This is a genomic window from Thalassospira sp. GO-4, from assembly GCF_023588965.1.
Classification (GTDB): domain Bacteria; phylum Pseudomonadota; class Alphaproteobacteria; order Rhodospirillales; family Thalassospiraceae; genus Thalassospira; species Thalassospira povalilytica.
The window spans coordinates 1,809,868-1,821,939 of sequence record NZ_CP097807.1 but is presented as its reverse complement, the minus strand read 5'-3'; the positions used below and the strand labels follow the sequence as shown (position 1 = coordinate 1,821,939).

Here is a 12,072-nt window from a genome sequence, read left to right as displayed (position 1 = left end):
AAAATGGATTAAGCAAAATCACAAACAAAAGTGCCGAAGCAGGCATTGGGGGCCTGCTTCGGCGTGCAGATCGGGTTAGTGGAACGCCCGAAGAAGACGGTTTGCTTCGGCCTGTGCACCTTCAAGGGCTTCTTTCGGTGATTTTTCACCGGTCAAAGCCGCCTGAATGGCGTTGTTCAGACCTTCGCGGACGCGTGCCGTGTCATAGGTCGAGAATTCCGGGATCGCGACTTCAAGCTGATCACGGGCAACAACGGCCTGCGGGAATTCGGCCGCATAGGATTTCAGGGCATCGGTTTCATAGGCGTCCGGCGTGACACCGACATAGCCCGTGGCAATCGACCATTCCGCCGCACGTTCCGGCGCGGTCATGTATTTGATCAGCGCAAGGGATGCTTCTTTCTGTGCATCGGTCGAGTTTTTGAACAGATAGAAGTTACCGCCACCGGTCGGAGAACCCGGCTGTTTGTGTTTCGGAAGCATCGCAACGCCGAAATCAAATTTGGCTTCGCGTTTGACAGCCGACAGGTTGCCGGTCGAATGCCACATCATCGCGGTCTGGCCCTGAACAAAGGCCTGACGCAGCGTACCCCATTCAATCGTGCCTTCGGGCATGATCTTTTCTTTGGTGGCAAGACCGCGCCAGAATTCAAGCGCCTCGATCACGGCCGGATCATCAAAATAGGTTTCCGTGCCATCCTTGCTCATCAGTTCCTTGCCATTCTGAATGGCAAAGCACTGGAACATCCAGTACGGATAACCGGTCGACGGCACCATAAGACCCCATTTGCCGTCCTTTGAAAGGGCCTTGCCAGCCGACACCAGTTCTTCCCAGGTGGCCGGTGCGTGTTCCGGATCAAGACCGGCTTCGCGGAACATGTCCTTGTTATAGTACATGACAATGGTTGAACGCTGGAACGGGATGCCCCAGGTTTTGCCATCAACTTCACCATTGGCCATCAGTGCCGGATAGAACGAGTTGAGCCATTCCTTGTCTTCGGCGGTTTTGACAACATCATCAAACGGTACAATCAGGTCCTGTTCGATCAGGTCATAGACATCGATCGAGAACATGACCGAAAGCTGTGCCGGGTCGCCGCTTTTAAGGGCGGAAACCGCACGCAGGCGGGTATCGTCATAGTTGCCGGCATAGATGGCATTGACTTTGACATCCGGGTTTTCGGATTCAAAACCTTCGATCATGCCGTCAATAACGTCGGTCAGCGGGCCGCCGACCGCGATCGGGTAATACATGGTCAGTTCGGTTGCGGCAAAGGCCGGTGATACCGCCGTTGCCATCAGTCCGGCCGCAAAGGCGGCACTGGTTACGATGTTCCGCATGGATTTGTTTTCCCTGTTACAAACTCGGAATTGCAGTGTCAGTGTCGAAGGAGGTATTTGGTTCGCGCGCTGCTTCGCGGGTCGCCGTCGGTGCAAGACGTTGACCGTCTTCGCCAAACCAGTGGGCCGCAGCGCCAGCCCAACTGAGCGAAACCTGTGTGCCCGGTGCGATATGGACCTGACCGGGCAGGCGGGCGGTGGCCCCGGATGTTCCGGGGATCGCGACATAGACAAATGTCTCTGCGCCCAGAAATTCACTGCCGGTCACCGTGGCTGAAATGCCCCACGCCTTCGTGCTGGTGTCTGTGCTCAGAACCAGGTCTTCGGGGCGGATGCCAAATGTCAGGCGTCCGGCATCGGTTTTTGGCGGGATAACCGCATCGGGAAGTGCAGAGGCCGGAAGCAACGCCATGGGCGGGCTTCCGACAAAGCCGGCGGCAAAGGCCGTGGCCGGTTGCAGATAAAGATCGGCCGGATTGCCCGCCTGTTCGATACGGCCATCCTTCATCAGGATGACGATATCGGCCATGCTCATGGCTTCGGTCTGGTCATGGGTGACATAGACAACCGTAATGCCAAGGCGCTGTTGCAGATCGCGGATATCCTTGCGCACCGAATGGCGCAATTTGGCATCAAGATTTGATAACGGTTCATCCATCAGACACAGCGGATGCCCGGCAACAATGGCACGCGCAAGGGCAACGCGCTGGCGCTGGCCGCCGGAAAGTTCGGCTGGTTTGCGGTCTTCATATCCCTGAAGACCGGTGACATTAAGCGCCTCGGTCAGGCGGGACTTGATTTCGTCCTTGCCGGTTTTGCGGACCTTGAGGCCAAAGATGATGTTTTCGGCAACGCTCAGATGCGGGAACAGCGCATAGGATTGAAACACCATCGACAGGCCGCGTTTGGATGGCGGAACATTTGTGACATCCTTGCCATCAATGGCGATTGTGCCGTGATCGGCGGTTTCAAGACCGGCAATCAGACGAAGTGTCGTTGATTTGCCGCAGCCCGACGGCCCCAGCAACACGACAAAACTGCCGCGCGGAATGTCGATGGACAGATCATGGACCCCGTTGCCGCCGTTAAAAACGCGCGAGACGGACCTGATCTGGATGAAAGGCGTTTGGGCAGTCATTTTGAAGTTTCGCTTTTTGCAATTTGCAGACGGGCGCGGACGTCCTGACGGTTGAACAGCGGGTCGAACACCCCGCCGGGGATGCCATCGACAACAATCACGTCCGGGTCGGTGATATGTCCGCCCTTGGCCGGGGCCGGGCGGCCGAATTTCGATTGATCGGCAACAAGGATGGAATTGCGGCAATTGCCGGCAATGGCCTGACGCAACGACACTTCGCGATGGTCAAAGTCGGTCAGCGTGCCATCGGGTTCGATGCCGCCAACCCCGAACAGGCCGTAATCGACCTTGTAATTGTTGAACATCGTTTCGGCATCGGGGCTGATGACATCACGATCAGGCAGGCGCAGCGTCCCGCCGGGAATGACGATCCGGTTGCCGGTATTGTTGCCAAGGGCCATGGCCGCATTGAGATTGTTGGTAATCACCGTCAGATGACGATGTTCAACAAGGTTTAGTGCGACGAGTTCCAGCGTGCTGCCAATCCCGATCAGGATCGATGCCCCGTCCGGGATCATATTGGCGACATGAAGCGATATGGCGTGCTTGGCGGCGATATTGGTGACCTGGCGACTGTCATAGGACAGGTTCATGCCCGGTTCCCCGGCATATTCAACACCGCCATGGCGGCGACGCACCAGATTGGCATCGCTCAGCATATTGACGTCGCGGCGGACCGTTTGCGGCGTGACGTCAAAATGGGCCGCCAGCTTGTCGATCGAGGCAAAGCTGTCACGGCGCAGAATGTCGATGATGTCGCGTTGTCGTGCAGAAATATTCATTTGATCGTTCAATTTGTTGCTTTGAACATGAAAACGATCATACGCGGCTTCGTTGTCACTAAGATTTCAGAAGCATGACATTCATATGAATGTTGCCAGAACCCGTTGAATTGGCGGAATTATGCGGACTTTTGATGCCTGTTGTGCAAATTCGCCTGCCGATTGTGCAGGTGAACATAAAAAAGGCCGCCTTGCTGCGGGCGGCCTTGAGGTTGCCGGATCGGATGACAACCGATCCGGGCTCTGGGGGACGTGATGATCAGTTCGCGATCATCGCTGCGGGTTTCGGGGTTGTCGGGCTGCTGACTGGCAAAACCGGATATTCAACGCTTGGCGTTTCCCCGGTCAGGGTATGCAGGAAGGCGGTAATGGCCTGGACTTCTGCATCATTCAGTTCCGTGCCCAGTTGGGACGAACTCATGATTGCGACCGCCTGTTCAAGGTTCCAGACCTTGCCGGAATGGAAATAGGGGGCGGTCAGGGCAATGTTGCGCAGCGGTCCGGCCCGGAAGACATAGTCATCGGTCGCCGTCTGGGTGACTGCAAACCGTCCCTTGTCATCGGGCGGCAGAATTTCGGCCCCGGGCTGTTCGACAACACCGAACGGATAATAACCGGTGCCGCCGACATTCACCCCGTTGTGACAGGATGCGCAGCCGGTATCGATGAACAGTTCAAGCCCGGCCAGCTCGGTTTCGGTCATTATGGTGTCATTGCCTTCAAGGAACTGGTCAAACCGTGATGCCGGGGTGATCAGGGTTGCCTCGAATGCTTCGATCGCCATTGCCATATTGTCAAAGGTGACCGGGTCGTTTTGCCCGGGGAAGGCGGCATTGAACTGTGCGACATATTCGGGCATCGAATTCAGAACCGTCACAACCCGTTCGGGGGTGCTGGCCATTTCGACCCCGGCCTGAACCGGGCCCTTGGCCTGTGCTTTGAGGTCCTCGGCACGACCATCCCAGAATTGGGCTTCGTTAAAGACGGCGTTGTAAACGGTCGGGGCGTTGCGCGGGCCTTTCTGCCAGCCATGCCCGATCGATGTTTCAAGATTGTCATCGCCGCCCATGCCAAGATTGTGACAGGTATTGCACGAAATGATCGCGCTGGCCGACAGGCGCGGATCAAAAAACAGCTTCTTGCCCAGATCGACTTTTTCGCGGGTCACGGCATTTCCGGCGATGGCGGGAACCATCGATGGAATGACTTCGAAATAGTCTTTGGCACTTTCACGGAGCTGGGCGGGATCAACGGCAAATGCGGCATTGCTGATGCCAACCAGTGTGCCGCCAGATATCAGGATCGTCGCGAGAAATTGATGCGGTCTCATGTTCTCTCTCCCAATTGGTGGAGAAAGTACAAGATCAAATTCTACGTCGGCGTGTGGTGATTTACATCAAGATTCAGAAAATTATTTAATATCAACAAGTTAGTTGAAATTTGACTAAATCGAAATTTTACGTCTTGTTCTTGTAATATCACGGATATTGCCAATGGACCGCAAACGGCCCATTGACATGACCGGATCAGAAAAGCTTTTCGCGCGGGTCGAATTTCGGTGCCGGTTCGGCGGAAAGCTGTTCAAAGATTTCATCAAGCGTGTTGGCGACGGTATAAAGATTCTTGTGGCTTTCGCGGGCAAAGCCTTCGTCAATGATGCCGTCAATCATGTCAAAGCACTTGTCCCAATAGCCAAGCGCATTAAGGAACACCATCGGTTTGTCATGAATGCCAAGCTGACGCAGGGTCATGGCTTCGAATGCTTCATCAAGGCTGCCAAGACCGCCGGCCAGCGTCACGAAGGCATCGGAACGACGGAACATTTCAACTTTGCGCTGATGCATGGATTTGCAGACAATCAGTTCCGAAAGCCCGGTATGTCCGACTTCGATATCATGCAGATGTTCGGGGATGATCCCGATCACTTCGCCGCCATTTTTCATGACGCCATCGGCAACAGCCCCCATAAGGCCGATACGGCCCCCGCCATAAACCAGCGCGATGCCCCGTTCAGCCATCATTTTGCCAAAGGTGATGGCATTTTCCATATGCTGGGGATTTTCCCCGTTCGAAGCGCCGCAGAATACACAGATTGATTTTACTTTAGTCATGGCGACCTGCCTTTTGTTTCTTGTTTCGCAGGTAGCGGGGCGATTTTGGTGCTGTCGCCCCGTACGGAATTTGAACATAGCCGATCAAATCGCCAAGAGGTCAGGAATTTCCGCATGACAGCAATTTAAATTTCAATGACGCTATTGCGCCGTATTTCCGTTGCTTTTGTTTGTCACAACGGCCCGGCCATCCGGCAATCTGATGAAACGATCCGGTGATCGGGCCAACCGTTCTGCATAACGGGCTGATCACGCGCGCTGCTTGTGCTGTGCGGAATTCGCACGAGAGTTAACAAGTTATGAACCTGATTGTGGGATGGGTAATGCTGTGCACATCATCGTGCCCGGCAAAAGCAACAGATAACCAACCAACGAAAAGAAGGCAGGATCGCCCACCGTGTTTGTCGACAATCCCTTATTACTTGCCATTCTGGTATCGGGCATTATTGCCGCGGTTCTGATGCTTGCGCTGTGGCTTGGCCTTGAACGGGCGGTGGCGCGCCGTCTTGTTCTGGGCGCGATTATTCCGGCAGTCGCGGTTGCCGTGCCAGCCGCAATCGGTCTGCCCGATACTGCGCGCGGGGGTGTCGGGGCGGCGTTGCTGATGCTGGTTCTGGGCGGTGTCTGTGGCGCGATCCTTGATTTTTCGCGATTGTCCGAACGGGTATGTCTGGTGGTTTCGGCGGTATTGCTGCTGTTGGGGGCATGGCTTGTGCTTGCGGCCCCGATCAGCGGGCTTTCCTATCATCCGGGCGGGATCAAGATCCTCGCATGGCTGGCCTTTCTAATTATTGGCGGCTGTTTCCTGTGGGTGACACGCCCGGACTTTGATCAGGATGACGACCCTTCCGACAAACCGGCAAGGGGCAAAAAATCCAAGACGGCCAAAACCCGAAATACCAAATCATCGACCCAGGATGCCGGTGCGGGTCCCGCGGGCGATGCCAAGCCCGGCCCGGTTGCCATGCTTATGACGCTGGCATTGGGGCAGGGGATCATTGCCCATCAATTCGGCCTTGGCCAGCATGTGGTGTTTCAGGCCGCCTTATGGATCGCACTGGTGGTTGCCCTGGTGTCGGAAAAGGCCGCCCCGCAATATCGTGCGACGGTGTGGCTGGGCGTTGTCGGGGCCCTGATGGCCAGTGCGGCGGCGATGATGATCCTGATGCCGGCATCATGCTTTGCCTTTGCGGTGTTGTTGCTGGTGGTGTCGGCCGGGCGCGGTGCGGCCCGGCTTGGCGCGCTGGTGCCTGATGCCAATCCGGCACAGGCCGTGCTGGTGCGCAGCGTGATCCGGTTCGGGGTGCTGGTTCTGCCCCTGATCATGACAGCACTGGTTGCCTATGTCGCAGCCCAGATGGCCAGCAGCCTGTAATCGGGATCCGGGCGGTGGCGCGTGACCGGCGATTGATGATTGCTGTGGCGATTTGACTGATTAAGCATTCTGTTATTTAAGCAAACAGACTGATTCTATTCATCTTTACCTAACGGTTGCGCGATATCGTTTGTTCGTTACGTTATGGAAACTGTGATCTGAAAGTAGTACAAGTTTCTAATTAACGCGTCCAAAGGGGTTGTTTGAGGGGAATATGGCAAGCAATTCCAACGATTTGGCCGCGACCATGGGGGTAAAACCCTGATAACATAAACATCGTTCAAGGATATTTCCGGTGAAACGACCCTATATCCTCGTCATTGTCGGCGTTGTACTGATCATTGCGGCGATTGCGCTGAATTACATGTTGACCCAAAGTGCAGATGAAGTCACTGCGCCGGTCACACAGGCGCCCGCGGTTACGACCACAGATACCTCTGAGGTCAAGGCTCCGGAACCGGCAGCATCGCCGGAATCTTCGGCACCGGAAATCACCAATCCAAGTTTTGATGTTGTGCGCATCGGTCCGGATGGCAATGCCGTGATCGCCGGTCGTGCCGCCCCCAACAGCAAGGTCCGCATCCGCGAAGGCGAAGAAGTCATCGGCGAAGCAACAGCTGACGAGCGTGGCGAATGGGTCGTTCTGCCGGGCAAGCCGCTGGCAAGTGGCGACCGCGAACTTTCCCTTGAATCCGAAGATGCCAGCGGCACGGTTGCCAAGGCCGACGACAAGGTCGTGGTGCTGATCCCCGATGCCAAACCCGATGCCACAACGGCGGACGGCGGACCGGAAGGTAACGCTGAAACGGCGGAAACCAAGGAAGAAAGCGCTCCGATCATCGCCCTTAAGGTTCCATCCGAAGGCGATGGTGCCGCAACCGTACTTCAGGGCCCGGCCAAGCTTGAAGAACCGGTCGATGCCAAAAGCGAAGATGTCGGTACTGACGAACCGGGCATGCCGCGCCTGTCGATCGATGTTGTCGATTATGACGAACAGGGCCGCGTTGCCATGTCGGGCAAGGCTGACATGAACCACAGCGTTCAGGTCTATCTTGATAACCAGCATGTCGGGACCGCGCCCGCCGATGAAAACGGCAACTGGGCGCTGACCATTGGCGAGCCGATTGAACCGGGCAATTACACCATGCGTGCCGATCAGCTTGATGATACCGGCAAGGTGACAGCGCGTGTTGAAATTCCGTTTGAACGTGCCCGCCCTGATGAAATTCTTGAGCCGGGGTCACGCTATGTCGTTCAGCCGGGCAACAGCCTGTGGCGGATTGCACGGCGCACCTATGGTGACGGTTTGAAATACTGGGTGATCTATCACCAGAACCGCAAGCAGATCCGCGATCCTGACCTGATCTATCCGGGCCAGATTTTCGCCCTGCCCAACGAAGAAAAAGCTCAGTAAGCATCGCTTTTCTTTTCGAGGCGCAAAACACATGATAAGTGTGTTTTGCGCCTTTCGATTTTTTGGCGAACAGTTTTGTCGGGTTGCGTTGCCCTTTGTCATCACTAGATGCTAAGAACGCGCCCGCATGATACCGATGGTATCGATTTGATATGCCCGATCCATGGCAACCAGGGAATTAAGACTTTGAAATCCGTTCTTGTACCGATCAATCCTGAAGGCTGGAAATTCGTTGCGATTTTCGCGGCAATTACTGTGGGCTTGTTCCTGATTGCGGAACCATTGGGCTGGATCGGCGTGATCCTGACGCTGTGGTGTGCCTATTTCTTCCGTGATCCGGACCGCATCACCCCGACCGATGAAAATCTGGTGATTTCGCCGGCCGACGGGCGTGTCTGCATGATTTCGCAGGCGCCGCTGCCCAAGGAACTGGAACTTGACGACAAGACCCCGCGCACCCGCGTTTCGATCTTCATGAACGTTTTCAATGTCCATGTGAACCGTTGCCCGGTGAATGGCGAAGTCGTTGGCGAGGCCTATGTGCCGGGCAAATTCGTCAATGCCGAACTCGACAAGGCATCGGAAAACAACGAACGCCAGATCCTGCTTGTCCGTGACAAGGAAGGCCGCGAATTCGGTGTTGTCCAGATCGCCGGTCTGGTCGCGCGTCGTATTCTGTGTGATGTCGGTACCGGATCGCAGCTTAAGGCTGGTGAGCGTTTCGGCCTGATCCGCTTTGGCTCGCGCGTTGATGTCTATCTGCCCGAAGGTGTGTCGCCGAACGTGATTGTCGGTCAGACCACGATTGCCGGTGAAACTGTTCTTGCCGATGTTTCGGTCAAGGGCAAGGAAGCCGCCGTCGGGGAGATCCGCTAATGGCTGGCGGCATCGAACCGACCCGTCGTCCGCGTCGTTTCAAGGCGATGTCGCTTACGCGGCTGGTGCCCAATGTGGCGACGATCATGGGTATGTGTGCCGGTTTGACCTCGATCCGCTTTGCGATGCAGGATCGGTGGGAAGCCGCGGTTGCCGCCATTCTGATTGCCGGGATCATTGACGGCCTTGATGGCCGTCTGGCCCGGATGCTTAACGCATCAAGCCGCTTTGGCGGCGAACTCGACAGTCTGTCGGACTTTGTCTGCTTTGGCGTTGCACCGGCGATGATGCTGTATTTCTGGTCGCTTCATGAATTCGGTGGCATCGGCTGGGCTTTGTCGCTGCTGTTTGCGGTTTGCATGATGCTGCGTCTGGCACGGTTTAACACCCAGATGCTGGGTGAACCGGAACTGCCGACATGGGCTTATCGCTTCTTTACCGGGGTTCCGGCCCCGGCGGCAGCCGCCCTTGCCATGTGGCCGATTGTCCTGACCTTCCAGTTTGGCGAAGGCATCTTTGACAGCCCCTATATCGTCGCACCTTATGGTGTTCTGATTGCCGGTCTGATGGTGTCGCGCCTGCCGACCTTCAGCTTCAAGAAGGTCAAGGTCCCGCGCGCATGGGTATTGCCTCTGATGCTGGCCTTCGGGGCGTCGGTGGCGTTTCTGGTGTCCTCGCCGTGGCTGACGCTTTCGGCGATTGCCGCGATCTATTTCATCACCTTCCCGCTATCCTATCGTTCCTATCGCCGCATGGGTGTCGAACATCAGCAGGAACAGGATACCCCGGACGAAGAAGATGACGATGGCGAACCCGATGACGACCCCGACGAGGGGCTTAATCGCGTCCATCAGAACTGATCCGAATTGATCCGCAAAAAGCCGACAGTCTGTCGGCTTTTTTTTGTTTGTGACGGCTGGGAAGGTTGTGCTGGCTGTGCGGGAAGGCTGAAACGTATCGGGACGCAAAGGCGTCATCCGCCTTACTGATCAATCACCTGTGACAGGCTTGAACCGGGCGCACGTTGATAGTTGCGCAGTTTTTGCTGATAGCGGATCTGGTCCTGTTCGGACAGGGACGAGGCATAAAACCGGGTCCAGGGCATGCCGGGATTGTCTTTGACCAGGGTATTGATCGCGGCAACAATCGCATCGCCGACCACGGTTTTGCTGCATGCAATCGATGCCGGCATCAGATGGTCATTGCCCGCGATATGCCAGCTTGAAAAGATTTCACCGGGCAGTTTGGTACGGCGGTAATATTCTGCTTCGGCGGGCAGATACAGCGTCCAGTCCAGCCGGCCAAGCGCAATAAGCTGCAAGAAATTGGCGTCATTGCCAATAAAGCTCAGGCCCGGGTTGGTGATGTTTCGCCGCAGGATCGCGTCAATCGTCGCCCCGTAGGAGCGCTGCGAGCGCAAGGCACCATTAAGCTTGCCAAACGTGATCATGCGTTCAAGATCGATTTCCCCGTCTGGATTGAGAAACGGCTTGATCTGTTCTTCGCGCTGCGGGCTTGTGATCAGGCTGACCGGAAGATGCGGCAGCACCGCTTCGCTGAAATGCAGGAACTTTTTGCGTTCTTCGGTCGGGTTCATGCCGATATTGCAATAGGTGCCCGGCCCGGTAATGGTTTTGACCAGCCGGGGTAGGGGAATGATTTCCTTTTGATGCTGATAGTTGGGAAGGCGGGCGGCAAACCAGTCCAGAATGTCCACCCCGTAACCGACAATCGCCCCGTCCTTTTCAAGCATCGCGGGCGGCAGGGGTGTCAGCGCCCAGGTGACGGGTTGTTTGGTCTGGGCATGGGCGGACATTCCCGCCCCGACCAAGGTCAGGCAGATTGCCAAAAACAGCACAGCAAAACTGGATCGCGCAACCCGGCGCACATGACGGTTCCCGATGGGGCGCATTATCATTTCTCCCCGTTCAAGCAGGAAATTCAACTGCTTACTTATAAGGGAATTCGGGGCGCTAAATGCAAATATTTATTGGTAAAATTCTATTTTTCCGGCCGGTGGTGATATTGCAGCCGGGCTTCGAACTGGTTGGGATTGATGAACTGATCGCGCGCGGCCTTGAACCAGTCGCGGTCCTGCGGGCTTAGCCATTCGGTATAGAAATCGGTCCAGGGCATGGACGGGTGGTCATCGACAATCCTGTTGATTTCGGCAATGGCTTTGCGTCCGGCCGGGGTGTTGGCACAGCCGATGGTCGCTTCGAGCAAGGTGGTACTGCCGGCAATCGGAAGCGCCTTGATTTTAAGGTCCGGGGTCTGGTCGCGGCGGTAAAATTCGGCCTCTGACGGGAAATACAGCGTCCAGTCAATGCGATGAAGTTCAAGCATGCGCAGGAATTTGGTGTCATCGGCGACCTGCATGACATGGACATCATTGCGATGGGCCATCAATTGTTTGTCGACCTGGGTGCCATAGGCCCGGCCGATGCGGATCGCCGTCGTAAGATGCTGATCCGAGACAAGACGCGACAGTTCGACATGGCCGGCATCATCAAGATAGGGCGCAAACAGGTCCTGGTCTTCGACCCGGATGACAACCGAAATCGGCAGATGCAAAAGGATCGTCTTGGCAAAGGTAATATATTCGCGGCGTTCCGGGGTGGGGATCAGGGTCGCCGAACAGCGCAGCTCGCCATCGCCGCTTTTCATTTCGGCCAACAACCGGGCAAGTGGCACTTGCAGGATTTCGTGATGATAGTGCGGAAGACGCTGGGCAAACCAGTTCTGGGTATCGGCGGCGTATCCGGTCAGTTCGTCCTGATCGGTGATAAAGGCCGGGGCAAAGGGCGGCACAGCCCATGTGAATGTCGGACTGTTTTGCGCCCGAACATCACCGGATGCCAGCAATATGCACAGCCATGCCCCAGCCAGCAGGCACAAGCTGGTCGGGCCGAGTTTACCCCTCGCCATTGCAATCCCCTGTTCCCGATTACGAATTCTTTTTTGTATTTTGTTTAACGATACACGCAACTTCCTTAGCAAAGTGTGTATTAGCTTTGCCCGGCATTGCATTGCAA

The 12,072-nt window shown here is 55.9% G+C and carries 11 protein-coding genes; 4 read left to right on the top strand and 7 right to left on the bottom strand.

Going from position 1 to position 12,072, the window contains the following annotated elements; all coding sequences use genetic code 11:
- Positions 1-75: 75 nt before the first annotated feature.
- From M9H61_RS08565 to M9H61_RS08545, 5 genes are all read right to left on the bottom strand, one after another.
- On the bottom strand, positions 76-1,341 hold the full coding sequence (locus M9H61_RS08565; RefSeq protein WP_068517521.1) for an ABC transporter substrate-binding protein: 1,266 nt from the start codon (positions 1,339-1,341) through the stop codon (positions 76-78).
- Between the two features lie 16 nt (positions 1,342-1,357).
- Positions 1,358-2,479, bottom strand: a complete 1,122-nt coding sequence (locus M9H61_RS08560) for an ABC transporter ATP-binding protein (protein ID WP_250284578.1) — start codon at positions 2,477-2,479, stop codon at positions 1,358-1,360.
- Complete coding sequence (locus M9H61_RS08555; protein ID WP_068517523.1) at positions 2,476-3,261, bottom strand: DeoR/GlpR family DNA-binding transcription regulator; 786 nt, start codon at positions 3,259-3,261, stop codon at positions 2,476-2,478. The genes M9H61_RS08560 and M9H61_RS08555 overlap by 4 nt, the downstream gene beginning before the upstream one ends.
- 259 nt (positions 3,262-3,520) lie before the next feature.
- Positions 3,521-4,591, bottom strand: a complete 1,071-nt coding sequence (locus M9H61_RS08550) for a cytochrome-c peroxidase (protein ID WP_068517524.1) — start codon at positions 4,589-4,591, stop codon at positions 3,521-3,523.
- 196 nt (positions 4,592-4,787) lie between these two features.
- Positions 4,788-5,372, bottom strand: coding sequence for a TIGR00730 family Rossman fold protein (locus M9H61_RS08545; protein ID WP_250284576.1), 585 nt, complete (start codon positions 5,370-5,372; stop codon positions 4,788-4,790).
- Positions 5,373-5,769: 397 nt separating this feature from the next.
- Between M9H61_RS08545 and M9H61_RS08540 the strand changes: the two genes are divergently transcribed.
- From M9H61_RS08540 to pssA, 4 genes are all read left to right on the top strand, one after another.
- Entirely contained in the window at positions 5,770-6,747 is a 978-nt protein-coding gene (locus M9H61_RS08540) for a hypothetical protein (RefSeq protein WP_250284574.1), read from the top strand.
- Between the two features lie 295 nt (positions 6,748-7,042).
- Positions 7,043-8,161 (top strand): Ig-like domain-containing protein, encoded by a 1,119-nt coding sequence (locus M9H61_RS08535; RefSeq protein ID WP_250284572.1) that lies wholly within the window; start codon positions 7,043-7,045, stop codon positions 8,159-8,161.
- Between the two features lie 186 nt (positions 8,162-8,347).
- Positions 8,348-9,037, top strand: a complete 690-nt coding sequence (locus tag M9H61_RS08530) for a phosphatidylserine decarboxylase (RefSeq protein ID WP_231856667.1) — start codon at positions 8,348-8,350, stop codon at positions 9,035-9,037.
- Positions 9,037-9,897, top strand: coding sequence for a CDP-diacylglycerol--serine O-phosphatidyltransferase (gene pssA / locus M9H61_RS08525; RefSeq protein ID WP_068517528.1), 861 nt, complete (start codon positions 9,037-9,039; stop codon positions 9,895-9,897). Before M9H61_RS08530 ends, pssA begins: the two co-directional genes overlap by 1 nt.
- A 122-nt stretch (positions 9,898-10,019) precedes the next feature.
- Here the strand turns inward: pssA and M9H61_RS08520 are convergent, their stop codons facing one another.
- Both M9H61_RS08520 and M9H61_RS08515 read right to left on the bottom strand, forming a co-directional pair.
- Positions 10,020-10,949, bottom strand: coding sequence for a hypothetical protein (locus M9H61_RS08520; protein WP_250284571.1), 930 nt, complete (start codon positions 10,947-10,949; stop codon positions 10,020-10,022).
- Positions 10,950-11,038: 89 nt separating this feature from the next.
- Complete coding sequence (locus M9H61_RS08515; RefSeq protein ID WP_250284569.1) at positions 11,039-11,965, bottom strand: TIGR02285 family protein; 927 nt, start codon at positions 11,963-11,965, stop codon at positions 11,039-11,041.
- Between the last annotated feature and the right edge of the window lie 107 nt (positions 11,966-12,072).